This is a genomic window from Rhodanobacter glycinis (assembly GCF_006438785.1).
Lineage (GTDB): Bacteria > Pseudomonadota > Gammaproteobacteria > Xanthomonadales > Rhodanobacteraceae > Rhodanobacter > Rhodanobacter glycinis_A.
On the sequence record NZ_RCZB01000002.1, the window covers coordinates 98,847 to 120,369 of the forward strand.

At 65.7% G+C, this 21,523-nt stretch carries 27 protein-coding genes and 1 pseudogene; 17 read left to right on the top strand and 11 right to left on the bottom strand.

The window, feature by feature from the left end; translation table 11 throughout:
• Nucleotides 1-154 precede the first annotated feature (154 nt).
• Nucleotides 155-679 (top strand): GNAT family N-acetyltransferase, encoded by a 525-nt coding sequence (locus tag EAH75_RS08545; protein WP_240046092.1) that lies wholly within the window; start codon nt 155-157, stop codon nt 677-679.
• A 51-nt stretch (nt 680-730) separates the two neighbouring features.
• Here the strand turns inward: EAH75_RS08545 and EAH75_RS08550 are convergent, their stop codons facing one another.
• A complete protein-coding gene (locus tag EAH75_RS08550; protein ID WP_140648222.1) occupies nt 731-1,858 on the bottom strand; it encodes a hypothetical protein in 1,128 nt (375 codons plus the stop codon).
• A 169-nt stretch (nt 1,859-2,027) separates the two neighbouring features.
• On the opposite strand from EAH75_RS08550, the gene EAH75_RS08555 reads away from it, so the two are divergent.
• The 6 genes and pseudogenes from EAH75_RS08555 (at nt 2,028) to EAH75_RS08575 (ending at nt 6,622) form a co-directional block, all read left to right on the top strand.
• Nucleotides 2,028-2,249 carry a TonB-dependent receptor gene (locus EAH75_RS08555; RefSeq protein WP_140648223.1) on the top strand — a complete coding sequence of 74 codons (222 nt, stop codon included), beginning with the start codon at nt 2,028-2,030 and terminating at the stop codon, nt 2,247-2,249.
• A gap of 155 nt (nt 2,250-2,404) precedes the next feature.
• Nucleotides 2,405-3,466, top strand: a pseudogene (locus EAH75_RS08560) (acyltransferase family protein); the annotation flags it as partial.
• 275 nt (nt 3,467-3,741) lie between these two features.
• Nucleotides 3,742-4,626 carry a hypothetical protein gene (locus EAH75_RS08565; protein ID WP_140805172.1) on the top strand — a complete coding sequence of 295 codons (885 nt, stop codon included), beginning with the start codon at nt 3,742-3,744 and terminating at the stop codon, nt 4,624-4,626.
• 55 nt (nt 4,627-4,681) lie between these two features.
• Nucleotides 4,682-5,512, top strand: coding sequence for a helix-turn-helix transcriptional regulator (locus EAH75_RS08570; RefSeq protein WP_140648226.1), 831 nt, complete (start codon nt 4,682-4,684; stop codon nt 5,510-5,512).
• A gap of 88 nt (nt 5,513-5,600) precedes the next feature.
• Nucleotides 5,601-5,744: a hypothetical protein gene (locus EAH75_RS19735; protein WP_170212203.1), complete on the top strand. Its 144-nt coding sequence runs from the start codon at nt 5,601-5,603 to the stop codon at nt 5,742-5,744.
• Nucleotides 5,741-6,622, top strand: a complete 882-nt coding sequence (locus EAH75_RS08575; protein ID WP_140648227.1) for an alpha/beta fold hydrolase — start codon at nt 5,741-5,743, stop codon at nt 6,620-6,622. The genes EAH75_RS19735 and EAH75_RS08575 overlap by 4 nt, the downstream gene beginning before the upstream one ends.
• A gap of 104 nt (nt 6,623-6,726) precedes the next feature.
• On the opposite strand, the gene EAH75_RS08580 is transcribed toward EAH75_RS08575, so the two are convergent.
• The 3 genes from EAH75_RS08580 to EAH75_RS08590 form a co-directional block, all read right to left on the bottom strand.
• A complete protein-coding gene (locus EAH75_RS08580; protein ID WP_140805174.1) occupies nt 6,727-8,130 on the bottom strand; it encodes an Hsp70 family protein in 1,404 nt (467 codons plus the stop codon).
• A 126-nt stretch (nt 8,131-8,256) separates the two neighbouring features.
• Nucleotides 8,257-8,634 (bottom strand): VOC family protein, encoded by a 378-nt coding sequence (locus EAH75_RS08585; protein ID WP_140648229.1) that lies wholly within the window; start codon nt 8,632-8,634, stop codon nt 8,257-8,259.
• A gap of 105 nt (nt 8,635-8,739) precedes the next feature.
• Nucleotides 8,740-9,621, bottom strand: a complete 882-nt coding sequence (locus tag EAH75_RS08590) for a LysR family transcriptional regulator (protein ID WP_140805411.1) — start codon at nt 9,619-9,621, stop codon at nt 8,740-8,742.
• A 116-nt stretch (nt 9,622-9,737) separates the two neighbouring features.
• Between EAH75_RS08590 and EAH75_RS08595 the strand changes: the two genes are divergently transcribed.
• Both EAH75_RS08595 and EAH75_RS08600 read left to right on the top strand, forming a co-directional pair.
• Entirely contained in the window at nt 9,738-10,478 is a 741-nt protein-coding gene (locus tag EAH75_RS08595) for an SDR family oxidoreductase (RefSeq protein WP_140648230.1), read from the top strand.
• A gap of 57 nt (nt 10,479-10,535) precedes the next feature.
• Entirely contained in the window at nt 10,536-11,444 is a 909-nt protein-coding gene (locus EAH75_RS08600; RefSeq protein WP_140648231.1) for an SDR family oxidoreductase, read from the top strand.
• A gap of 367 nt (nt 11,445-11,811) precedes the next feature.
• Here EAH75_RS08600 and EAH75_RS20165 read toward each other — a convergent pair whose 3' ends face one another.
• On the bottom strand, nt 11,812-11,937 hold the full coding sequence (locus EAH75_RS20165) for a sulfotransferase (RefSeq protein ID WP_369333819.1): 126 nt from the start codon (nt 11,935-11,937) through the stop codon (nt 11,812-11,814).
• Between the two features lie 206 nt (nt 11,938-12,143).
• On the opposite strand from EAH75_RS20165, the gene EAH75_RS08605 reads away from it, so the two are divergent.
• Nucleotides 12,144-12,350 carry a hypothetical protein gene (locus EAH75_RS08605; RefSeq protein ID WP_140648232.1) on the top strand — a complete coding sequence of 69 codons (207 nt, stop codon included), beginning with the start codon at nt 12,144-12,146 and terminating at the stop codon, nt 12,348-12,350.
• Nucleotides 12,351-12,378: 28 nt separating this feature from the next.
• On the opposite strand, the gene EAH75_RS08610 is transcribed toward EAH75_RS08605, so the two are convergent.
• Complete coding sequence (locus EAH75_RS08610) at nt 12,379-12,915, bottom strand: META domain-containing protein (RefSeq protein ID WP_140805176.1); 537 nt, start codon at nt 12,913-12,915, stop codon at nt 12,379-12,381.
• Nucleotides 12,916-13,121: 206 nt separating this feature from the next.
• Between EAH75_RS08610 and EAH75_RS08615 the strand changes: the two genes are divergently transcribed.
• Nucleotides 13,122-14,792 (top strand): L,D-transpeptidase family protein, encoded by a 1,671-nt coding sequence (locus EAH75_RS08615; protein WP_240046093.1) that lies wholly within the window; start codon nt 13,122-13,124, stop codon nt 14,790-14,792.
• A gap of 205 nt (nt 14,793-14,997) precedes the next feature.
• Here EAH75_RS08615 and tsaA read toward each other — a convergent pair whose 3' ends face one another.
• The gene (gene tsaA / locus EAH75_RS08620; RefSeq protein WP_170212204.1) at nt 14,998-15,558 is read right to left on the bottom strand and encodes a tRNA (N6-threonylcarbamoyladenosine(37)-N6)-methyltransferase TrmO; all 561 of its coding nucleotides are present in this window, start codon (nt 15,556-15,558) and stop codon (nt 14,998-15,000) included.
• Nucleotides 15,559-15,633: 75 nt separating this feature from the next.
• Here tsaA and EAH75_RS08625 point away from each other — a divergent pair, with 75 nt between their 5' ends.
• Entirely contained in the window at nt 15,634-16,008 is a 375-nt protein-coding gene (locus EAH75_RS08625) for a YciI family protein (RefSeq protein WP_140648235.1), read from the top strand.
• 66 nt (nt 16,009-16,074) lie between these two features.
• Nucleotides 16,075-16,608 carry a DUF6630 family protein gene (locus EAH75_RS08630; RefSeq protein WP_140648236.1) on the top strand — a complete coding sequence of 178 codons (534 nt, stop codon included), beginning with the start codon at nt 16,075-16,077 and terminating at the stop codon, nt 16,606-16,608.
• 15 nt (nt 16,609-16,623) lie between these two features.
• Here EAH75_RS08630 and EAH75_RS08635 read toward each other — a convergent pair whose 3' ends face one another.
• Both EAH75_RS08635 and EAH75_RS08640 read right to left on the bottom strand, forming a co-directional pair.
• Nucleotides 16,624-17,523 carry a hypothetical protein gene (locus tag EAH75_RS08635; RefSeq protein WP_140648237.1) on the bottom strand — a complete coding sequence of 300 codons (900 nt, stop codon included), beginning with the start codon at nt 17,521-17,523 and terminating at the stop codon, nt 16,624-16,626.
• Nucleotides 17,524-17,540: 17 nt separating this feature from the next.
• On the bottom strand, nt 17,541-17,849 hold the full coding sequence (locus EAH75_RS08640; protein ID WP_140648238.1) for a UBP-type zinc finger domain-containing protein: 309 nt from the start codon (nt 17,847-17,849) through the stop codon (nt 17,541-17,543).
• Nucleotides 17,850-17,977: 128 nt separating this feature from the next.
• Here EAH75_RS08640 and EAH75_RS08645 point away from each other — a divergent pair, with 128 nt between their 5' ends.
• Together EAH75_RS08645 and EAH75_RS08650 are read left to right on the top strand one after the other, a co-directional pair.
• Entirely contained in the window at nt 17,978-18,694 is a 717-nt protein-coding gene (locus EAH75_RS08645) for an HAD family hydrolase (RefSeq protein WP_140648239.1), read from the top strand.
• A 63-nt stretch (nt 18,695-18,757) separates the two neighbouring features.
• The gene (locus EAH75_RS08650) at nt 18,758-19,720 is read left to right on the top strand and encodes a quinone oxidoreductase family protein (RefSeq protein ID WP_140648240.1); all 963 of its coding nucleotides are present in this window, start codon (nt 18,758-18,760) and stop codon (nt 19,718-19,720) included.
• A 40-nt stretch (nt 19,721-19,760) separates the two neighbouring features.
• On the opposite strand, the gene EAH75_RS08655 is transcribed toward EAH75_RS08650, so the two are convergent.
• Complete coding sequence (locus tag EAH75_RS08655) at nt 19,761-20,039, bottom strand: hypothetical protein (protein WP_140648241.1); 279 nt, start codon at nt 20,037-20,039, stop codon at nt 19,761-19,763.
• A 64-nt stretch (nt 20,040-20,103) separates the two neighbouring features.
• On the opposite strand from EAH75_RS08655, the gene EAH75_RS08660 reads away from it, so the two are divergent.
• Entirely contained in the window at nt 20,104-20,559 is a 456-nt protein-coding gene (locus EAH75_RS08660; RefSeq protein WP_140648242.1) for a putative toxin-antitoxin system toxin component, PIN family, read from the top strand.
• Between the two features lie 64 nt (nt 20,560-20,623).
• Nucleotides 20,624-20,812, top strand: coding sequence for a CPXCG motif-containing cysteine-rich protein (locus EAH75_RS08665; RefSeq protein WP_140648243.1), 189 nt, complete (start codon nt 20,624-20,626; stop codon nt 20,810-20,812).
• A 3-nt stretch (nt 20,813-20,815) separates the two neighbouring features.
• Here EAH75_RS08665 and pncA read toward each other — a convergent pair whose 3' ends face one another.
• Nucleotides 20,816-21,466 carry a bifunctional nicotinamidase/pyrazinamidase gene (gene pncA / locus EAH75_RS08670; RefSeq protein ID WP_140648244.1) on the bottom strand — a complete coding sequence of 217 codons (651 nt, stop codon included), beginning with the start codon at nt 21,464-21,466 and terminating at the stop codon, nt 20,816-20,818.
• Nucleotides 21,467-21,523: the final 57 nt, after the last annotated feature.

The window sequence follows — 21,523 nt, forward strand, 5'->3', positions numbered from 1 at the left end:
TTACCACTCGAGACGGGATACCCTGCGCATGGTATGTCCTGTCGCAGCGGTGCCGCGCGACCGTTTTTTCGATACCTGGCCTCGCACCGGTGCCAGGCCGGGCGCCGGGCACAATCCGGATCCCACCGGCTTCCTCCCTCCCACTGATGCATTGATGATGCTCCGCGACGCGACTCCAGCCGATTTCCCTGCCATCCTCGCCCTCAACGAGGCCTTCGTGAAGGTGCTCAGTCCGCTCGACCGCGACCGGCTGGCGCGGCTGCATGCGCAGGCGGCGCTGCATCGCGTGATCGAGCGGGACGGGCGGGTCGAGGCGTTCCTGTTGGTGCTGCGCGAGGGTGCGGACTACGACAGCCCGAACTACCGCTGGTTTGCGCAGCGCTATGCGCGGTTCCTGTATGTGGATCGCATCGTGGTTGCCGCCGACACGCATGCGCGGGGTGCCGGGACGCAGCTCTATCGCGACGCCTACTCGCTGGCCTCGCGTGACGCGGTGCCGTTCATTACCTGCGAGTTCGACATCGAGCCGCCCAACCCGGCGTCCGAGCGTTTCCACGCCAGGCTGGGTTTTCGCGAAGTCGGCCGCCAGCAGCTCCATGGCGGCCGGAAGACCGTCTCGCTGCAGGCACTCGATGTTGCCGCGGGCAACACGCCGCTGGGCGATGACGGGATCGGATGAGGCGGCCATCGAAGAGGCGCGGCGGGCGGGAGCCGACCGCGCGCTCCCCGGTTACACCGGCGTTACCGGCGCCGCCTCGGGTGTCCGGGTCGTGCCGTCGCTCTCCATGAATTGCAACGCGTTGTAGTACGGCCCATGGAAACCGGCGGTCTCATACGACAGGGAAAGTTTGAAATCCTTGTCCAGATAACGTCGCGCCTGATCCTTGCCGACCGCGCCCTTCATGTCCTTGTACAGCTCCTGGACGAATTGCAGGCTTTGCTCGGCGCCCGGTTTGTAGTGGCCACTGGCATTGTTCTGGCCGGTGATCCGGCCGTTGTCGACGCACAGGCAGCCCGCCGCCAGCGTCGGCTGTCCGGACAGGAAGGTGGAGTGATGGAACCGGCCGATTTCCTTGGAGTGGGCGTAGAAGTATCCGGACGGGCTCAGCACGAAGATGGCCCAGCTCTTGTTCAAGTCGCCATCGCCGGTACGGTGGTTGCCGGAGTGAAACGGGGCGCCACCGTCGATGTCCCGGTAGTAGAGGCCGCCGCGGCAGACCAGGCGATACGGGATGCGCGCATTGTCGTCCAGGTAGGCCACTTCCTTGGCCCGGCCGGTCGTCGCGTCGGGCCACATCTTGTCGATGAACTCTTGCGCGTCGCTGGACGACTGGATCGTGTTGTCTGCCAGCCATTCCTGGAACGAGAGTCCGGTCGGGTTGTCCCATAGCGCGTAGTTCTGGTGCAGCACCGTTGCCTTCGAGCGGTGTCGCGGATCGAGGAACTCGGCGTGGTATTCCTGATTGGACAGCACCTTCGCCTTGCGACCGCGAATGCGCTCGTCGCGCATGCCGGTCATGCGCTGAAATGCCCGGAACGCTCGCGCGTAGGTGGTCGTCAGCAGCCCGTCCAGCTCGGCGGCCAGCGTCGTCACGCCATCGAATCGATGCGATCCACTGCCGCTGCCGACGTACTTGGCCGGCCGGAACGAGGTCTTGTTGGGATTGGCGTCGAACCACGCCTGGCAACAGGCACGCACCTTGACGATCGCGCGGCATTGCGCAAACGGGTCGGTTTCCAGATGCGCGTCGTCAATGGCCCCCTCGATCGCGGTGAGCACGGCCTTGCGCGAGCCCCACCCTGTCTTTGATTGCGAAATAGTTCTGAACTGCGCGCTGCTGCGAAGCCCGACGATCATGGAAAACCCCCTTTCCGTGCCATTCCAGGAAACGCAAGGATAGCGTCAGGAAGTGGGGCCGGGGGCGGTGGCTTTTTTTCCGCCGCACCGCATTCCTGCTGCGGGCATCGGGTGTCGCATCGCTCAAGGGCCTATGCTGGCGGTGCCATTACGCCAAGAGGTTTCACCCATGGGCAATGTCTCCGGCAAGACCGGCAACGGATTCACCTACGAAGGGGACTACCAGCCGCCGAGCGCCGGTCGCGTCCATTGGACGGCAACCTTCCGCCACAACGGCGACTACGCCGGCATGCGCCACGGCTGTGTGCACAACCTGCCGGGCGCTTCTGCCACGGACCTCGATGACGCCATCAAGGTCGACATCGAGTCGACGTGGACGGATGCCCATTGAGACGGACACCGCTACCAACGCTGCCGGGCAACCAGCGGATGAGGATAGCCACCCATACGGACCGGGTGTTCGAGGCCGTGTCGTGATCAAATAATCGACGCGGCGTGCCGGCCGCCTTGCCCTCAATCAATACCCATCCCAGCGACAGGATGTCCATGCATCGCCTCCCCGGCCTCGATCTGCTCCGTGCCATCGCCATCGTCTGGGTGATGCTGTTCCATTCGTTCATCGTCGGTGGCCTCGGCCCCGACTTTGCCTGGCTGTCGCGCTTTGGCTGGGCCGGCGTGGACATCTTCTTCGTGCTCAGCGGTTTCCTGATCGGCACCCAGGTACTGCGGCCTTTGCAACGTGGCGAGTCGTTCTCGTTCCGCGGTTTCTACGCGCGCCGTGCCTGGCGCATCCTGCCGGCGTTCACCATAGTGCTGGCGCTTTACGTGTTGTTTCCCGCCTTGCGCGAAGTGCCGGGGTTGCAACCGTGGTGGCAGTTCGCCACGTTCACGCTGAACCTGCTGATCGATTCGGCGCACAACTCCGCGTTCTCGCATGCATGGTCGTTGTGCGTGGAGGAACATTTCTATCTGGTCTTTCCATGCCTGGCGTGGTGGCTGACACGGCGCCCGTCGATGCTGAAGTTCACCGGCATTTGCGTGGCGATCGTCGTACTCGGCATTGCCTTGCGCACGACGGTATGGCTGCACGACACGGCACTCGACCCGCCGCGCAACTGGTTTCTCGAAGACATCTACTACCCGACGTGGATGCGGCTGGACGGCTTGCTGATGGGCATCATGCTCGCCGCGTTGCGGGTGTATCGGCCGCAGGCGTGGACGCGATGGCAGCGGCATTCGAATGCCGTGCTGGTCGGCGGCCTGGCGGTGGCTTGCCTCGCGCTCTGGCTGTTTCGCGATCGCACCGGCCTGCTCGCCAATGCGCTCGGCTGGCCACTGCTGTCGCTCGGCTTCGGGCTGCTGGTGTTCGCCGGCGCGGATCAGCGCAGCCTGATCGGCCGCTGGCGCGTGCCGGGCGCGGGTTGGCTCGCTGCGATTTCCTACAGCCTGTATCTCAGCCACAAGATCGCCTTTCATGTGGTGGAGACGACATTCGGTGCGCAACTGCAGGGGCACGCGTTGATGGCCTTTGCGACCTACGCCTCGGCGGTTCTTTTGCTGGGTGCGGCGCTGCATTACCTCGTCGAGCGTCCGTGCCTGCGGTTGCGCACGCAGTATGCTGAGCCGGGTCAAGGCAATCGGTTCGCCAGAATCCGGCATTTTCGGCGAGACGACCGGCGGCATGCCGGACCCTCGTCATCCGATGGCGGAGCCAATGCTTGGAGCGGTGCCGCACAAGTCGGCTCCGCGGCAGCAGAACAGGGCACATCCAAGTCACCCGTCTGACCCGATCACGCCGGATTTTTTCGGCGTCGGCGACGATGGCGAATGCCCTGATTCCGACAACGCGAGCTTGCAAGATTTTCTATTGACCAGGAGGACGCATGGGCAGGGTACTCAGGAAGCGCAAGAAGATCGATTACCACCAGATCAACCACAAGTACGACAAGCTGGGCTTCGCCAAGTCCAAGACCATCACCATCAAGGTGAGCAAGTTTTCAGGCTTGGTCGGCCGCGCGTCCTCGGCGCCACCGCAGACCAGCTGGCCGCTGCTGGGCATGCATGGCGGCGTCGATTACATCGCCGATATCATCAATGACGTGAACTGGATGGACGGCTCTGTCGACACGATCTGGTTACCGTTCAAATATCTCGACATTACCGGCCAGACGTTGCAGGGGATGTCGCAGGTTGTGGCTGGCGCGGATGCCGACGTCGAGGCGCGCGCGCATTTCGACGATGTCTCGGTCACCTTGCGCACCGCCTACGCGAGCACGCGAGTCACCGAAGCAGTAGGTGAGGCCGCTGCGGCGATCTGCATCCTGGAGAACTACCCCGGTTTCCAGATGATCTGGGGCGCACATGTGCATTCCGGTACCGGCATCGATCAGATCTGGCGCCGCGCCAATCACAACGGCAGCTTCAATTACCTGGTCGTCGAAGCGAAGGGGCCGGGTGCGGGTTTGATCTTTTCCCCGTTCCTGCCGACCGGCTACAACCAGATGGAAGAGGGCTGGGTGGTCAACCATCTGTACAGGATGGACAAGAACGGTCACGCGGCTGGAGAGGACATCGTGGCGAAACTGGGGCTCAAGTTCGCAGTCGCGCACAAAAATTTTGCGGGTGGCAGCAAGAGCTACTACGGCCTTGATGGCAGCAGTGCGCACAAGACCAGACCGAGCACCATCCACGGACTGGTCGTCAGCGCGTTCTGGCGTGCCGACGGACGCCTGGGCTACAACGCGGGAACACTCACGAAATATCTGTAGCGCGGCTCTACAATGAGCCGGTCTCTCCCGTTGCCCGATACCCGCGGACTGTCGCATGCCCGAGTTCGACATCAGCCACTTGCTGGATACCGGTACGCTCGCGGTGCGCAATGTCTGCTGCCGGGGTAACTGTCTTCATCGCAGTGCGGAAGAGTGCGCGTCGGCCACGCAGCTGGTGTTTCCTTATCGCGGCGTCTACATCCGCCATGTCGGAAGCGATCAGGCCGTGGCCGATGCCAATCATGTGCTGTTCTTCAATGCCGACGAGGGCTACCAGGTCAGCCATCCGGTTGAAGGCGGCGATGCCAGCCTGTCGCTCGATCTGTCGGAACCGCTGCTGCGCGAGCTGGCACCTGCCTCGCTCCTGAACCATCGCGGCACCGCGGGATTCCGTCGCCAGCATCAGCGCATCGACCCGCGTGCCCAGGCCCTTGTCGCGCTGCTGCGGCACGGTCTGGAGGGTGGCACGCTGGAGCCGCTGGAGGCGGAAGGCTTGTTGCTGACCCTGGTCTGCCGCAGCCTCGGTCCACGTACTTCGCACGCATCGGGAGCGACGCATGCGCGCCGCCGGCTGGCGGACCGCGTCAAGGTTCTGCTGGCCAGCGATATTTCCAGGCGCTGGACGCTGGCGGAGATCGCCACCGAGATCGGCGGCTCGCCGGTATACCTGACCCAGGTGTTCCAGCAGGTCGAGGGCCTTCCGCTGTATCGCTATCACCTGCGGTTGCGCCTGGCGCGGGCGCTGGATCTGATTGCGCGATACGACGACATCTCGGCACTGGCCGCCGAGCTCGGCTTCTCCAGCCACAGTCATTTCGCGGCGGCGTTCCGCCAGGCCTATGGCCGTTCGCCGACGGCGTTCAAGCAAGCGACCCGGCGTCTGTAGAAACCGCTAAAGATTTCGACAGCGGCCGCAAAGCCGAAATGGTCTCCTGAGCATGCCCGATAGGCGGGCCAATCAGAGAGATGCGGTCATGAATGAAAAAACCTGTGCAGCCTGCGACTGCGAACTCGACGCCACGGCGATCCAGGTCAGGATCGGTGCCAACGTGGTCGAAGTGTGCTGCGACGAATGCGCCACGAAACTGCGTGAAGCTAGCGCGAAGAAAGCGTCGTGAACGGCAAGGAGTTCTTCGCCGGCCGGCGCAGCGTCGAAACACCATCGGGCAGCATCAGCTACGTCGAAAGCGGCCGTGGCCCGGTCGCGCTGTTCGTGCATGGCGTGCTGCTCAACGGCTACATGTGGCGGCACCAGCTGGCACAGCTCGACGGGCTCAGGCGCTGCATCGCGGTGGATCTGCTGGCGCACGGCAACACCGAAATATCGGCAACCCAGGATGTTTCGGTCACGGCCAACGCGCACATGCTGGCGCAGTTCCTGGATGCGATGAAGATCGACCAGGTGGATCTGGTCGGCAACGACAGCGGTGGCGGCGTCTGCCAGATATTCGCCGCGCTGTATCCGGAAAGACTGCGCAGTCTTTCGCTCACCAACTGCGACACGCACGACAACTGGCCGCCCGAAGCATTCAAGCCGTTTGTCGCCATGGTCGCCGCCGGTGGTCTGGCGCAGACGCTGGATGCCATGCTCGACGACAAGACCGTCTACCGGTCGTCGCAGGCGCTGGGACCAGCCTACGAACGGCCGGAAGCCGTGGCCGACGACACCATCGAAACGTACCTGCGGCCGCACACCCGCACCGCACAGCGCCTGCGCGATGTCGAACGTTTCGTCAACGCGTTCGATTGCCGCCACACCGTCGATATCGAAAAGCAGTTGGCGAAAGTGCAGGCGCCCACGCTGATCGCCTGGGGCACGGACGACATCTATTTCGACCTGAAGTGGTCGCACTGGTTGCAAAAGACCATCCCCGGCACCAGGCGACGCGTGGAGTTCGAGTCCGCCCGCATCTTCTTTCCGGAGGAGCGTCCGAACGAGTTCAACAGCGAGCTCAAGGCGCACTGGGCTGCCAGTGCGGGGACGCATTCGAACTGACGGATCGTCATCGCGGATGGGATGTGCTTTCAGCTACCGGGCGGATTCGTCCAGCCCGGTAGCAGGATGTTCGCAACAGCAGTTCGGGAAGGAACGAAGCGAAATTACGCCGGCTGATGACCGGCCTCGCTCGCCGCTACCGCCAGGCCCGATACCACGCCCAGCGAAGGATCGCCCCGCACCAGCGGAAGGCCGGGGAAGCACGCCTGCACGCATTCGCTGACCTGTGGCGAACGCGAGGTGCCGCCGGTGAGGAAGATGCTGGCGGGAAGTTCGTCGAGGTCGTCGCGCACGCTAGCAAGGGTGCGCTCGAGCTGGCCGAGAAAGGTCGCGATGGCGTTGCGGAAATCCGTGCTGTCAAGCTCGACCGCCAGACCGTGCTCGATGAAGTCCAGCTCGACACGGTGATGGGGCGACGCGCTCAGGGTGATCTTGCTGCGCTCGGCCGCCTGGTTGAGGCGGGTGGTGGCGCCGGGTTCCTGCAGGGCGCGCAGGCGTGCGCCATAAGGTTCGTCGACGAGGCGGTAATCCTGCTGGCGGAACTCGCGCTGCTTGGGCAGGTTGTGCACGCTGGCGGCATCCACATAGCGGTGCGCCGGCATGCTGATCCGGTCCTTGCCCAGCTGCGGCATGAAGCTGTGCAGGCTGACGCTCACGTCGAGGTCGGTGCCGCCCCTGGGCAAACCCCAGCTGCGCGCGATGCGCGCCGCTTCGCCCCCGCCGAGCTGCGCATGGGCCACGTCGGTGGTGCCGCCGCCGATGTCGACGACCAGCGCGTACTGGCGTTGCTGCAGGTTGCGGTGGTAGTGCATCGCGGCGGCGGCCGGCTCTTCCAGAAACGTCACCGTGTCGAAGCCGGCCACGGCGGCGGCTTCGCGCAGGATCTCGATCGCCTGCAACGAGCCTTGCGCACCCATCGAGCTGCGAAATTCCACCGGCCGCCCGATCACCGCGCCACGCACCGGCACGCCGAACTGGCGGCTGGCGGTAAGCCGTATGTGTTCGAGGATGTGCGTGGCGATGTGCACGATCACCTGGCGCACCTGCGGGTCGAGCCGATAGCCGAACATCGACTTCGGCGACTCGATCAGGTTGCCGCCGCCGCTGTCCAGATAGCCTTCCACCGCCTCCTCGCCGAACAGCGCGTGCTGGAAACTGGCCACCGAGGCCGTGGCGGCGCGGGTCTGTTCCTCCATCCACTGCCGGCGCACCACGCGCAGCGCTTCACGATGCAGTTCGCCTTCGCTGCGTGACCCCGGCGCCTGCCCGCGTGCCGCGGCGGCTGCAGCCAGCTGGCGCTGCTGGGTTCTGGCCAGGCGCAGCTGGATCTCCAGTTGCGCCTCCATTGCGGGGGTCAAGGCGAAGTCGTTGGGATCCGGCACCCGTTCGGGGAAAAACACCGCCGTGCGGAACTGCTCGGCGTCGCCGAAGCGCACCAGGCTCAGCTCGCCGTCGATGATGGCCGCGGCGGCCGAGTAGCTGGTGCCGAAATCGATACCGATGTGCATGGGTCACGCTGTCGCTGTATGGCAGCCCGCAAGTATGACCGCTGCGCCAGCGCTGGCCTATGCACCGAGTGGTGAAGGCAGGGCGGTTACAGGGTCAACACTCGGTGCAGGCGCGGCAGCGGGCCGTCATCCGTTGACGAACGACAGGATGTTTCCGTCGGGATCCCTGAACCACGCGATGCGCCGCTCGCCAGCGACGTGGACGTCGCCCTCGAGATGGGTCTGCGGCATTTCGTAGTGTTCGAACCACACACCCTTGGCCTTCAGTGCGCGGGCGAGTTCGTCGACCTTGTCGCCCACGGTCCAGGTCAGCGCGGTGGCTTGGTTGGTGCCGGCGTATACCGAGCGATAGACGAGGATCGTCGAATGGCCGCAACGGTAGATCACCAGTGCCTGGCCTTCGGTGCTGCTGATGGCGAGCCCGAGTACGCCCTCATAGAAATTCCGCGCGACCGCGATGTCCCTCACGGCAATGTTGGCTGCTGCATCGTGGTTGCCCAGCATGGCGCACTCCTGCCTGATCGTCGTATCGACGCGACGATGCTGGGCATTCGGCGGTTAAGCACCCGGCACGACAGTGTGAGATTCCCTCATGCCGGAAGCGCCGGTTCACGCAAATGCCTTCGCCAGCCAGTCCACAAATACGCGCACGCGCGGCGATAGCTGGCGGCTGTGCGGGTACAGCAGCGAAACCGGCGAGGGTGTCGGCGGGTGCTCGGGCAATACCTCGACCAAGGTCTTGCCGGCCAGGTCGCGCTCGACGTGGTAGCGCGGTACCTGGATCAGGCCGAGGCCGAGCCGCGCGGCGGCGACATAGGTTTCGGCGTTGACGACGGAGGGGCGCGCGGGCAGCACGACGTTGCGCACGTCGTCGCCGGTGGTGAACTCGAGCGGTAACGGACTGCCGGTTGACGAGGAGACGAAGGCGATCATCTGGTGGCCGTCGAGATCGTCCGGCGTTTTCGGCGTGCCAAAGTGCTTAAGGTAGGCGGGGCTGGCGCAGGTGATTTCACCCAGCGTGGCCACGCGTCGGCCGATCATGCTGCTGTCCTGCAGCGGGCCCACGCGCAACACGCAGTCGATACCTTCGCGGACCAGGTCGACCAAACGGTCGCCTTCGCCCAGATGCAGTTGCATGTCCGGATACGCCGCCAGGAAATCGGGTAGTCGCGGCAGCACGAAATGCCGGGCCAGCGTGCCATGCACGTCGACGCGCAGGATGCCGCGCGGCCTGGAATCGCGGAAGCCCGCTTCGGCATCCTCGATGTCGGCGATGATCGTCCTGCAGCGCCGGTAGTACGCCTCGCCATCGAGGGTGGGGCTGACCTGACGAGTGGTGCGCTGCAGGAGTTGCGCGCCCAGACGCGCTTCCAGTTGCTTGATCGCACCGGTCGCGGTGGAGCGTGGCAGGCCGAGATCCTGCGCGGCCAGAGTGAAGCTGCGCCGATCGACGATGCGCATGAACAGGCGCATGGCATCCAGGGTATCCAGCTGGCGCATTGTGCTGTCTATCCGAATAGTGTTGGCTGATGCGGGTAGATTATCCTCAAGGCCGCGCTAATCATACTTACTCCCACAGCCGAATGGTTCGGCGCTGGAGAGCAGGCATGAACGAGAACATCAGCAAAGTCGCGATCGTCACCGGCGCCTCGCGCGGCATCGGCGCCGCGGTGGCCAGACGTCTGGCCCGCGACGGTTTCACGGTGGTGATCAATTACGCCGGTGATGTGGCGGCGGCCGAAGCGCTGGCGCGCGACATCGATGCCAGCGGTGGCCACGCGCTCGCCGCACAGGCGGATGTCAGCGATCCGGTGGCGGTACGCCAGTTGTTCGATGCGGCCGAATCCGCGTTCGGCGGGGTGGATGTGCTGGTCAACAACGCCGGCATCATGCAACTGGCGAACCTGGCCGATGCCGACGACGCGGCATTCGACCGGCAGATCGCGGTGAATCTCAAGGGCAGCTTCAACACGTTGCGCGAGGCGTCCACGCGACTGCGTGCCGGTGGCCGCATCATCAATTTTTCGTCCAGCGTGGTTGGCCTGCTGCAGCCGGGCTACGGCATCTATGCCGCCACCAAGGCCGCCGTCGAGGCGATGACCAGCGTGCTGGCGAAGGAGTTGCGCGGTCGCAACATCACCGTCAACGCGGTCGCGCCCGGTCCCACCGCGACCGATCTGTTCCTCAACGGCAAGTCGCCGGAGCTGATCGACCGTCTGGCCAGACTGGCGCCGCTGGAGCGGCTGGGCCAGCCCGAGGACATCGCCGATGTGGTGGCGTTCCTTGCCGGCGCCGACGGCGGTTGGGTCAACGGCCAGGTGCTGCGCGCCAACGGCGGAATCATCTGAACTCGCGGACGCGCCGCGTTCGCGGCGCGCATCCAATCCATTCGAAGGAGTCATCCCATGCAACAGGTCATCGTGATCACCGGCGCGTCCAGCGGTTTCGGCGCACTCACCGCACGCGCACTCGCCGATGCGGGTCATGCCGTCTACGCCGGCATGCGCGAGACGGAAACGCGCAACGCGCCACAGGTGGCATTGCTGCAACAGTACGCCGCGGAGCATGCGGTGGATCTGCGCGCGGTGGAGCTGGATGTAGCGTCGGAGGCCTCGGTCGAGCAAGGCATCCGGGCCGTGATCGCCCAAAGCGGTCGTCTCGACGTGATTATCCACAACGCCGGGCACATGTCGTTCGGTCCGGCCGAGGCGTTCACGCCCGAGCAGTTCGCGCAGCTGTACGACACCAACGTGCTGAGCACCCAGCGGGTGAATCGCGCCGCGCTGCCACAGCTGCGCAAACAGGGGCGCGGCCTGGTCGTGTGGGTATCCAGCAGCAGCGCGCGCGGCGGTACGCCACCGTATCTGTCACCGTACTTCGCGGCGAAGGCGGCGATGGATTCGCTCGCCGTCAGCTACGCCAGCGAGCTGAGCCGCTGGGGCATTGAGACCTCGATCATCGTGCCCGGCGCCTTCACCAAAGGCACCCATCATTTCGCGCATTCGGGCAAGCCGGCCGACGCCGCGCGTGCGGCGGAATATGACAACGGGCCGTATGCCGGCCTGCCGGAGCAGAGCCTGCACGGCCTGGCCGCGCTGGAACCGGCCGATGCCGATGCCGGCGCGGTAGCGCGCGCCATCGTGGACGTCGTCGACGCGCCATTCGGTCGGCGGCCGTTCCGCGTCCACATCGATCCGTCCAGCGACGGTGCCGAGATCGTCAACGGCGTGGCCGACCGGGTGCGCGCCGAGTTGTTCTGGCGGATCGGCTTGCAGGATCTGTTGCGCCCGGCGCAAATCGCGGATCGCCCGTAAATTGCGCGCCATCGATGTGTGATGCCAACGGCGAGTAGCCGCACCCATGGATGGCAGGCGCGCAGGGCGGCGCTTACTCGCAGCGCGGCTGATGGCTCATGCCGGTGCCTGAAAGGGACGTCATGCAGCTTCCTGAATCCGAGCGGCTCACGCTGCGGCTACCCGGTTGCGTGAAAGAAGATATTTCGCGCGCAGGTTGTCGTACGACTCCAGATGATCGTCCAGCCACAGCTTGAATTTCGTGGTGAACAAGTCAATCGACGGCCTTGCCTCCTTTCGCATCAACCCGAGGTGCTGTCGCCACCGGTGTCGTCGCGGCTTGGCATGGCGATCGCCCCATCGCCATGCCAGATCAGCGTACAGATGCTCAAAGAAAGCCGTCTCGGGCAGGGGTACACATCCGGGTGTGCCTGGCAAGCAAGGTTTGCACGACAGTCGTGCCTGAGCGCGGACATCCAACGATAAAAGTCCGTTGCACAGCGCGTATCTCCATCAACTGAAGCCGGAAGCTCAAACCCGGCCATCCGAGTTCAAACGCACCCGAATCCGGGCGGTCGACGTGTGAATGAATCGGGAGGCATGTTCCATGTCGCGAAACACTGACGAGGCAGGAAGCTGCAGTTTTCGGATGTGGCAGCGCAGGGTACGGAGCAACTTCGCTACGCGCATTGCAACCGCTTTCAGACGGATCGCGCCGAGGTGACGTTCAGCCGCGCCGATGCCGATTACGCCGTGTTCGACTTCACCGAGAGCGGCAAGCGCCGCGCGGGCGTGCATGTCACTACCGCGGACGGCGCGGCGAATGAGGTTAGCTGCGTCGGGCCGATCCACGGACGGCTGAACTCGCTCGGCCAGCGTCTGCCGTGCGACAACGACAGCACGTTCAATGGTGGGCAGTGCCCATGACTTCGCTGGACGTAGTGGACGGCGCGGGTCAGGGCTGTTGCGGCGCCGTGTCGCCGTCGTCACCGGGATGTGCGTCGGCCGCAGGCACACCGGCGAACGTCAGGGTCCGGCCGTTGGCGTCTGCCAGGGTGAGCAGAGGGGTGTGGCCGGCACTCGACAGGATCAGCGTGGGCCCACCCTGCAGCACGGTCGTAATGGTGGTATCGCGCTGGGTCAGCGTCGGGTCGGCGCAGGCCATCCTGGTCTGCAGCAGCTGTGTGGTGACGAGATGGCCTTCGACGATGCGGTAGCTGCCGCTGATGCGGTTGCAGGCGTTGCTCACGCTGATCCGGTCGGCGCTGAAATCGAGTTGCAGCGGTTTGTCCGGCAGACCCAGCAGTGCGTCGAGACGCCTGTTGCTGCCGTCAACGGCATCGCGCAATTGCCAGTGCTGGCGTGAGAGCGTGGTGCTGGAAATCGTGACTGCGGCGTCGGCCTGCGGCGCGGTGGCGGCGCGTGTGGCTGCATCGGGCCCGGCCATGCAGGAGGCGAGCGTGAGCGGGAGCAACATGAGCAGGGCTTTCATGCAATGCCTCCGGGAGCGGTGGTCGGGACAGGTTAACGCGCTGCGCTGCATGGCGCACCGCGCCTGGCAGGCGGCGCAGGTGCAGCGTTCAGGTAATCCGGCTGCTGTATGCCGGCGGACAGGCCCATGCGCGCTGGTGTCATGCGTGCTTGCGCCGGTGCGCGGCTGTGTTATGACAACAGCAACATCCCGTGCAGGATTTTCCCGTGTTGCCTCGCCGTCATCATGTCCTTCGTTGCTTCGCCGTGCTGCTCCTGCTGCTGGGGGCGACACTGCATGCACAGACGCCGGCGGAGCCGCCGTTGAGTCCGGTGGCCGAGCAGATCCGCGAGCGCATCGAGCAGTGGCGTGCCGTGCAAGCGGACGCAAGTACGCCGCCGGAGCTCGATCAGGCGGTGATGACTTTCTATGAGCAGGCCCGATTTGCGCCGGCGTGGACGCGGTCGGACAACCTCGACCAGTTGTTCGCCGCACTGCGTGATGTGGCGGGTGACGGCCTCGACCCGGAAGACTACGCGCTGGGCGAACTGCAGCGCCGCCGCAGCGTGCTCAGCGATCCGCAGGCGACCGCGCAACAGCGCGCCCAGTTCGACCTGCTGGCCACCGACGCCTGCTTCGCCGCGCTGCTGCACCTGTACCGGGGCAAGGTCGATCCGGCCACGCTGGATACGCACTGGAATTTCGATCCGCGTCAGATCGAGCAGGCGCGCGGCCTGCAGGCCTTGCGCGACGCGCTGGCGCCGGGTGCGATCACCGGCCTGTTCGAGCGTGCGCGACCGCAGCACCCGCTGTACGGCCGGCTGCGCACAGCACTGGCGAAACTGCGCGAGGTGGCGGCGCGAGGTGGCTGGCCGCTGCTTGCCGACGGCGCCACCCTGAAGCCCGGTGTCAGCGACCCACGCGTGCCGCTGCTGCGCGAGCGCCTGCGGCTGGGCGAATACCCGGCCGGCGATGCCACCGACGACCATTACGACTCCACCCTGGAGGCCGCGCTCAGGCAGTTCCAGCGCGAACAATATCTGATCGCAGATGGCCACCTGGGCAAAGCCACGCTGGCGGCACTGAACGTGCCGGTGGCCGCGCGCATCGGCCAGCTCCGGGTGAACCTGGAGCGGGCGCGCTGGCTGCTGCACCAGTTGCAGGGGCGCTTCGTGGTGGTCGATATCGCCGGTTACCAGGTGATCTACTACAACGACGGCAAGCCGGTCTGGCGCGCGCGCGTGCAGGTGGGCAAACCATACCGCAGCACACCGGTGTTCAAGTCGACGATCACCTACATCACGCTCAACCCGACCTGGACGGTGCCGCCCACCATCCTGAAGAACGACGTGCTGCCCAAGCTGCGGCGGAACGCCGGCTACCTCGCCGCCAACCGCATCCGCGTGTTCGATGGACGCGGCCGCGAGCTGGCGCCTGCAAGCGTGAACTGGGCCAGCCCGCGCGGCGTCGTGTTGCGCCAGGATGCGGGCCCGGGCAATTCGCTGGGGCGGCTGGCGATCCGCTTTCCCAACGACTACGCGGTCTACCTGCACGACACGCCACACCAGGAGCTGTTCGCCAACGAGCAGCGCGCGAACAGCTCCGGCTGCATCCGGGTGGAGCGTCCGCGCGAACTGGCCGAACTGCTGCTCGATGATCCCGTCGCGTGGAATCGCGCTGCCATCGACCGCGCGATCGACACGCTGAAGACCCAGACCGTGATGCTGCGCGAGCCGGTGACGCTGTTGCTGGCGTACTGGACGGTGGACCTGCACGATGGCGGCCGGCCCGGCTTCCGCCCCGATGTCTACCAGCGCGATGGCAACCTGCTGGCCGCACTGGATCGCCCGCGGCGGTCGCCCTGGCTGGTCGTCACCGGCACGCCGGGCACCCGCTGAAGCCATTGCAGGCTCAACCGGCAAAAAAAAAGCCGCGCCGGGCAGGACCGGGCGCGGCGAACGTTTGAACCGACCACTGCCAGGTGCATCGGCGCCGTCGACGTGAGCCGTCACGACCCGGACAGTGTGACTCTGGTGCGTCTCAGGGACTGGGACCGGCTTACGCGGCAGCGTGACCGGCGGTAGCGGCCGCTGCGGCAGCTGCTCATGACGCGCTAGCGTCGTCTTCCGCGCCCGGCACCGGCTTTCGCGGCTTGCGCGGCCCTGGCGCGGAGTGCCGCCCGTGCGTCGCGTCGATCGCGTCAATCCAGCCTGCGCGCGAATCGGGAAAGGCATCGGCGTAGGGTACGTATGGCTTGATGTCGAGGATCGGCGTGCCGTCGAGCAGGTCCATGCCGCGCACGCGCAATGCGTGCGCCCCGACTTCGACCAGCTCGACTGCGGACAGCCCGATCGGGTTCGGGCGGTGCGGCGAGCGGGTGGCCAGCACGCTGCGCTTACCGCCACCACGCGGTGGCCGTACTTCGGCCTTCCAGCCTTCGCTGCGATGGAACACGAATACCAGCCAGATCCGCTCGAAGCCGGCGAGGTCGCGGAACGCAGCGGCGGGGAAGCCCTCCACAAATTCGATGGTGGCCTCGGCCGCCGCTTCCGTCTCGGTGCCGGCAATCACGGTGGACTGGTGCGGCGCGTCGATCCGGCGCACGTACGGCGAGCGCACGAATGCGATGGGCGGGCAGGAGAATGCGATGGGGGTATCGTGCATGGCGGACATGATGCGGCATTATCCATCCCTGCACCGCTTCCCCCTTGGTTCCATGAACCTTCCCCCGAGGACGCCATGAAATACCTGGTGATGATCTATAGCGACGACACCCTGCTGGGCGCGCTGCCCGAAGGCGAATTCGACACGATGATGCACGGCTGCTTCATGCACGCGGACGAACTGCAGAAAGACGGACACCTGCATGATTCGCAACAGCTGGAGGCGCCGGCCACGGCGAAGACCCTACGGGTGCGCGACGGCCGCGTCAGCGTGGTCGACGGGCCGTTCGCCGAGACCAAGGAATACCTGGGCGGTTTCAACCTGATCGAGGCCGAGAACATGGACGAGGCGGTGCGGATCGCCTCGGAATTCCCGTGGTCGCGCACCGGCGCGATCGAAATCCGGCCGGTGCGCGACATGAATGCAGTGCGCCGCCGCGTGGGCGCGTGACGATCGGCGCTTCCCCCGTGGCGACGGACGCGCCACCATGCGATTCCCGCCTGCCGTGATCCGCCCATGAATTCCTCCGACGACGACTACGATGGCGAGCGCGAATTCGACGATGTCGATGAGGACTCGGTTGAGGCGAAGGTCTGGCAGCTGCTGCTGCTGATCAACCCCGGCGACGAGGAAACCGCGCTGCTGCAGTTCAATGACTACCGCGAGGCGATGGCCGACGCGGATGCCGACGGGGTCGAGCCGATCGAGGTGATCGGCCGGGTGATCGACTGGCGCTCCGGCTTCATCGTCGACGCGAACGACCTGCGTTCGCTGGTGCAGGCGGTGAACGAATTGTCCTCGCGCTGGAATCTTTCGATCGACTGGAACGGCGATCCGGACGATGACGAATTCTTCGACGACATGGACGCGGCCGAACTGTTCTCGATCGCCTACGACCGCCTGGCCGAGTTCGGCTACACGCTGTGGGCGTGGGAAACCGATGGCGACACCTATGCGGGCTGGATGACGCTGACCCGCGACGGTGAACCGCTGCGCGAGCTCGCCACCGCGCTGGGCATCAACCTGCGGCTGGGCAGTGAAGTGAGCTGAGCGGCGGGCGGTGGGCTAGTCCGCCAGCGCGGTGTCCACCGGCCGTCCGGCCAGCCACAACGCCAGGTTCCTGACATAGCGTTCGATCGAGCGTTGCGCCTCTGGCGAATGCGCCAGGGCGTCGCCCGGCGGTTCGGCGACGAAGCTGGGTGCGCCCAGCTGCGGATTCCAGTTGTAGTCGGCGAAGTGGTGGAAGGTCGACTGCGCGATGGCGGGTCCGCCATCGGCCGAGGGCTCGAACGCCACCACGAGGTTGAATTCTGCGCCGCTGACCGTGCTGCGGCCGGTCGCGATCACCCGCGCACTCGGATCGTCCGCCGGCTTGCCGACGGCGCCTTCATGCGGATGCGCAGGCAGGCAATGCACGGTGCCGTCGGGCGAGTCCGGATCGGTCAGCACCGCATGCAACGGCGCGCTGATCCGGATGTGCTGGAAATCGCCATTGGCACCGGAATGGTAGTTGGGCCACAGGATGTCGCTGGCGAAGGTATCGTCGATGCAGTGACGCGCCGGGTCGGGCTCGGGATGCTTCGAATGGAAGAAATGCGCGGCACCGACGCCGCCCAGCGTGCACACCGAACAGCCCAGATCCATGTGGTCGCGCGTCACCAGCAGGCCGCCGCCGCGCTGGCGGAAACGCGAGATGGCGGCGCAGTCTTCCTCGGTGAGTCCGTCGCCGGTATCGACGGCGAACAGCCACATCTCATCGAACGATGACGTGTCCAGTTGCGACAGCACGCTGTCGGGCGCCCCGGACGGATCGCGGTCACGCGCCGTCACCTCGAACAGCGGCGTGCCGGCCATGTCGCGCAGGCCGGCCAGATAGTCGCGCAACAGGCCGAAGCGGCCGATATGCCAATCGTCGATGACGGTGGGAATCGTCGTCTGCAGCAGGATCTTGCTGGGCTGGCTCATGTCGTGTGCTCCGCAGGTCAGTAGTAGCGCGGGATCGGTCCGAGTTGCGGCGTCATCCGGTCGCGCAGGTCGAACGTCACCTCATCCACATAGCACCAGCCCCAGCCTTCCGGTGGGTCGTAGCCTTCGATGATCGGATGCCCGGTGCCGTGAAAGTGTTTGGTGGCGTGGCGGTTCGGCGAATCGTCGCAGCAGCCGACATGCCCGCAGGTGCGGCACAGGCGCAGGTGCAGCCAGACATCGCCGGACTGCAGACATTCTTCGCAGCCGCGCGCGCTGGGCGTGACATCCTGAATGCCGTCGAGATGGTTGCATCGATTGGCCATCGAGAGACTCCATAGAGATCCGGAAAGGCCGCCGGTGCATGAAGGCAAGGGCGGGCCGGACGTTTATCATAGGCCGACTTTCGGCTTCTGTTCCGATAGGACCACGCGTGGATGAAAAGGTTGACCGCATGTTGCAATTGATCGGTTTCGACGGCGACGACACGCTGTGGCACAGCGAGGGTTATTACCGGCAGGCGAACGAGGAGTTCGCGGCGATCGTCGGGGGCTACGTCGACCTGGCCGACAGCCACGTCCACGACAGCATGCTGGCGACCGAGCGGCGCAATCTGCAGCTGTTCGGCTACGGCGCCAAGGGCATGACCCTGTCGATGGTGGAAACCGCGATCGCGATCACCGGAGGACGCATTTCCACCGCCGACATCCATCGGCTGGTGGAGATCGGCAAGACCGTGCTGCAGCATCCGGTGGAACTGTTGCCGGGGATCCGCGCAGCGGTCGAGGCGGTGGCCGAGCACCATGCGGTGGTGCTGATCACCAAGGGCGACCTGTTCCATCAGGAGAAGAAGGTCGCGCAATCCGGACTGGCCGGGCTGTTCCGGCGCATCGAGATCGTGTCGGAGAAGAACGCGGACACCTACCGGCGCGTGCTGGCCGAGTTCGACCTGCAGCCGGCGCAGTTCGCGATGGTCGGCAATTCGCTGCGCTCGGACATCGAGCCGGTGGTGCGCCTCGGCGGCTGGGGCGTGCACCTGCCGTATCACGTGACCTGGGCACATGAGCTGGAGCACGGTCTGGGCGAGGACGAGCAGCACGTGGTCACGGTGGATGCGCCATCGTCGATACCGGCCGCGATTGCGCAGTTGCGTGAACGGGCCGCGGCCTGAATCACGGCCCGCGTGCAACCATGGCGGTAGTCACCAGGTTCATCCGATTCGAAGCGCTACACCATGCACGCTTTGCTGTTCGACAAGTTCGGTGGTCCCGAGGTGTTGCGCTGGGGTGAACGACCCGATCCGATCCCCGCGCCGGGTCAGGCGCTGCTACGCATGCGCAGCGTCGGGCTGAATTTCGCGGACGTCTACCGGCGCAACGGCAACTATCACCTGAGTGGTACGGCGCCCTGGGTCCTGGGTTACGAAGGCGCGGGAGTGATCGAACAGGCGGCTGCGGGCGACCAGCTGTTTCCGGTCGGCACACGGGTCGGTTTCGCCGACATGCCGCAGGCAAATGCCGAGCTGGTCGCGGTGGATATCGACAAGCTGATTCCACTGCCGGACGACATCACGTTCGATACCGCCGCCGCGACGCTGTTGCAGGGACTTACTGCGCAGTACCTGGTGACCGACAGCTACAAGGTCCGGCGCGGTGACGTGGCGGTGGTGCACGCGGCGGCCGGCGGTGTGGGCCAGCTGCTGGTACAGATGTTGAAGGTACGGGGAGCGACCGTGCTGGGTGTGGCGTCCAGTGCATCGAAACGCGCCGCGGTGTTGGCAGCCGGCGCGGACGCTGCGTGCGGCTACGACGATCTTCCGGCGCAGGCGAAGCAACTGGGTGCAGGCCGGGGTGCCGACGTGGTCTACGATTCGATTGGCCGCACGCTCGGCGACAGCCTCGCCGCGGCGCGCATCGGCGGCACGGTGGTGTTCTACGGCATGGCGGCGGGCGATCCGGATCCGGTCGATCCGCGCCTGCTGATGGATCGTTCGCTGACGCTGACCGGTGGCGATCTGTGGAACGTACTGACCAGTGCCGCGATCCGCCGTGAGCGCGCAGCGGCGCTGTTCGCGCAGATCCGTGCCGGTAAGCTGCGGCCGAACATCGCAGCCCGCTTTGCACTCAGCGATGGCGGCAGCGCGCATGCGTATCTGGAAAGCCGTGCGGCGATCGGCAAGGTACTGCTGACACTGTGAGATATCGCAGCGCGGTGCCTCATGCACACCGGGCGCGGGCTCATTCCGCGATGTCTGCCGGCTTGTCGTCGTCGAAGCCGGTATAGCCCTCGGGGAAGATCGGCGTGCCATCGTCTTCCAGCCCGAGCATGTCGGCCAGCGCCTTGGCGGCGGCGGTCTCGGCGACGGTCTTGTCGCGAAAGCTGCGGTTTTCGCAGATCGCGAAATACATCGGGAAACCGTTCCCGCGCGGAGTGACCGCGAGATATGCCGTGTAGCGCGAGCCTTCGAGGGTGGCGCCGGAGCGGGCCAGGTAGTTGTCGAACTCGCGCTCGGCCATGGTCATCACCTCGATCGGAAAGCGTGCAGTGTATCGCGTGGCCCGGTTGCCTCATCATGTCGCAATGACCGACGAACTTTCCGTGCCGCGCATCGTGCTGGACACCAACGTGTGCCTGGATATGTTCGTGTTCCATGAGCCGCAGTCCGCTGCGCTGCACGTGGCGATGCAGAGCCGCACGATCGAGGCGGTCACGCGTGCCGATTGCCGCGCCGAATGGCTGCGCGTGCTGCACTATCCGCAAGTGCCGGTCAGCGACGTCACGCGACCGGCGATCGAGGCGGCGTTCGATGCACTGGTTCGTTGCCTGCCCGATGAGCTGGCAACGCCATCGGCCGATGGGCGACTGCCGCGCTGCGCCGATCCGGATGATCAGATGTTTCTGGAGCTGGCGCAGGCATCGGGTGCGCGCTGGCTGGTCAGCAAGGACAACGAATTGCTGAAGCTGGCGCCGCGTTGTGCCCGTGACGAGCTGTTCTGGATCGGTCTGCCGCAGGCGTGGTCGCTCCGCAAAGCTTGAGCGTCGCATCGCCGGCGGTCCGGTCATGTGCTGTACTTGAGCGCCCACCTGTCGAGGTGCGCTCATGCTTACGCCCTGCAGCATCGACTGCCCGTACTGCGGCGAGTCGATCGATATCCTGATCGACGCGTCGATCCGCAGCCAGCAATACATCGAGGATTGCCAGGTGTGCTGCCGACCCATCACCTTGCGGGTGGAGATCGACGCCGAGGGCGAACCGCAAGTGCATGCGTCGGGTGAGAACGAGGCCTGACTTTCAGATGGCGAGGTTCGCCGACTCGATGAGGGCGATGCCGCGGGCCTGCAGCGTGGCGCGGGTGGCGTCGTCGCTGGTCGGTGTCACCGGGCGGCTGAGATCCCACAGCAGGCTGGCGCGAACGCCGAGTTCCACGGCGTCCTGCGCGGTCCACAGCACGCATATGTCGCGCGCCAGTCCGCATACGAACACTTCATCCACGCCGCGTTCGCGCAGCCAGCCGGCCAGGCCGGTGCTGGGACGCGCGCCTTGCGGCCCGTGGTTTTCGCGAAAGCCGCTGTAGGAGTCCACGGCCGGGTCGCTACCCTTGCGGACTACCGCATCGAGCGCCGTCCAGTCGATGCCCGGATGCAGCTCGGCGCCAGGCGTGCCCTGCACACAGTGATCCGGCCACAGCGTCTGCGGCTGACCGTGCAGCGCGATCTGCTCGAACGGTGCGCGACCCGGATGCGAGCTGGCGAACGAGATATGCCCGCGTGGATGCCAGTCCTGGGTGGCAACGACGTGAGAAAACACGCGCGAGCGCAGCAGGCGGTCGACACCCGGCACGATCGCCTCGCCCTGGTGGCAGGCGAGCGTGCCGCCGGGCATGAAGTCCGGTTGCACGTCGACGACGATCAACGCGGCATGGGGCGAGAGGGTGCGGCTCATGCTGGGGTTCCGCGGGTGGGCAGGGCGAGAGTCTAGCGCGGTGGCGCCGAGGTCGAA

Excerpts from the sequence above, each read along its gene's own strand:
- EAH75_RS08545 (WP_240046092.1), top strand. The coding sequence starts at position 155 with ATGATGCTCCGCGACGCGACTCCAGCCGATTTCCCTGCCATCCTCGCC.
- EAH75_RS08550 (WP_140648222.1), bottom strand. The coding sequence starts at position 1,858 with ATGATCGTCGGGCTTCGCAGCAGCGCGCAGTTCAGAACTATTTCGCAA.
- EAH75_RS08555 (WP_140648223.1), top strand. The coding sequence starts at position 2,028 with ATGGGCAATGTCTCCGGCAAGACCGGCAACGGATTCACCTACGAAGGG.
- EAH75_RS08565 (WP_140805172.1), top strand. The coding sequence starts at position 3,742 with ATGGGCAGGGTACTCAGGAAGCGCAAGAAGATCGATTACCACCAGATC.
- EAH75_RS08570 (WP_140648226.1), top strand. The coding sequence starts at position 4,682 with ATGCCCGAGTTCGACATCAGCCACTTGCTGGATACCGGTACGCTCGCG.
- EAH75_RS19735 (WP_170212203.1), top strand. The coding sequence starts at position 5,601 with ATGAATGAAAAAACCTGTGCAGCCTGCGACTGCGAACTCGACGCCACG.
- EAH75_RS08580 (WP_140805174.1), bottom strand. The coding sequence starts at position 8,130 with ATGCACATCGGTATCGATTTCGGCACCAGCTACTCGGCCGCCGCGGCC.
- EAH75_RS08585 (WP_140648229.1), bottom strand. The coding sequence starts at position 8,634 with ATGCTGGGCAACCACGATGCAGCAGCCAACATTGCCGTGAGGGACATC.
- EAH75_RS08595 (WP_140648230.1), top strand. The coding sequence starts at position 9,738 with ATGAACGAGAACATCAGCAAAGTCGCGATCGTCACCGGCGCCTCGCGC.
- EAH75_RS08600 (WP_140648231.1), top strand. The coding sequence starts at position 10,536 with ATGCAACAGGTCATCGTGATCACCGGCGCGTCCAGCGGTTTCGGCGCA.
- EAH75_RS20165 (WP_369333819.1), bottom strand. The coding sequence starts at position 11,937 with ATGGAGATACGCGCTGTGCAACGGACTTTTATCGTTGGATGTCCGCGC.
- EAH75_RS08610 (WP_140805176.1), bottom strand. The coding sequence starts at position 12,915 with ATGAAAGCCCTGCTCATGTTGCTCCCGCTCACGCTCGCCTCCTGCATG.
- tsaA (WP_170212204.1), bottom strand. The coding sequence starts at position 15,558 with ATGCACGATACCCCCATCGCATTCTCCTGCCCGCCCATCGCATTCGTG.
- EAH75_RS08625 (WP_140648235.1), top strand. The coding sequence starts at position 15,634 with ATGAAATACCTGGTGATGATCTATAGCGACGACACCCTGCTGGGCGCG.
- EAH75_RS08630 (WP_140648236.1), top strand. The coding sequence starts at position 16,075 with ATGAATTCCTCCGACGACGACTACGATGGCGAGCGCGAATTCGACGAT.
- EAH75_RS08635 (WP_140648237.1), bottom strand. The coding sequence starts at position 17,523 with ATGAGCCAGCCCAGCAAGATCCTGCTGCAGACGACGATTCCCACCGTC.
- EAH75_RS08640 (WP_140648238.1), bottom strand. The coding sequence starts at position 17,849 with ATGGCCAATCGATGCAACCATCTCGACGGCATTCAGGATGTCACGCCC.
- EAH75_RS08645 (WP_140648239.1), top strand. The coding sequence starts at position 17,978 with ATGTTGCAATTGATCGGTTTCGACGGCGACGACACGCTGTGGCACAGC.
- EAH75_RS08650 (WP_140648240.1), top strand. The coding sequence starts at position 18,758 with ATGCACGCTTTGCTGTTCGACAAGTTCGGTGGTCCCGAGGTGTTGCGC.
- EAH75_RS08655 (WP_140648241.1), bottom strand. The coding sequence starts at position 20,039 with ATGGCCGAGCGCGAGTTCGACAACTACCTGGCCCGCTCCGGCGCCACC.
- EAH75_RS08660 (WP_140648242.1), top strand. The coding sequence starts at position 20,104 with ATGACCGACGAACTTTCCGTGCCGCGCATCGTGCTGGACACCAACGTG.
- EAH75_RS08665 (WP_140648243.1), top strand. The coding sequence starts at position 20,624 with ATGCTTACGCCCTGCAGCATCGACTGCCCGTACTGCGGCGAGTCGATC.
- pncA (WP_140648244.1), bottom strand. The coding sequence starts at position 21,466 with ATGAGCCGCACCCTCTCGCCCCATGCCGCGTTGATCGTCGTCGACGTG.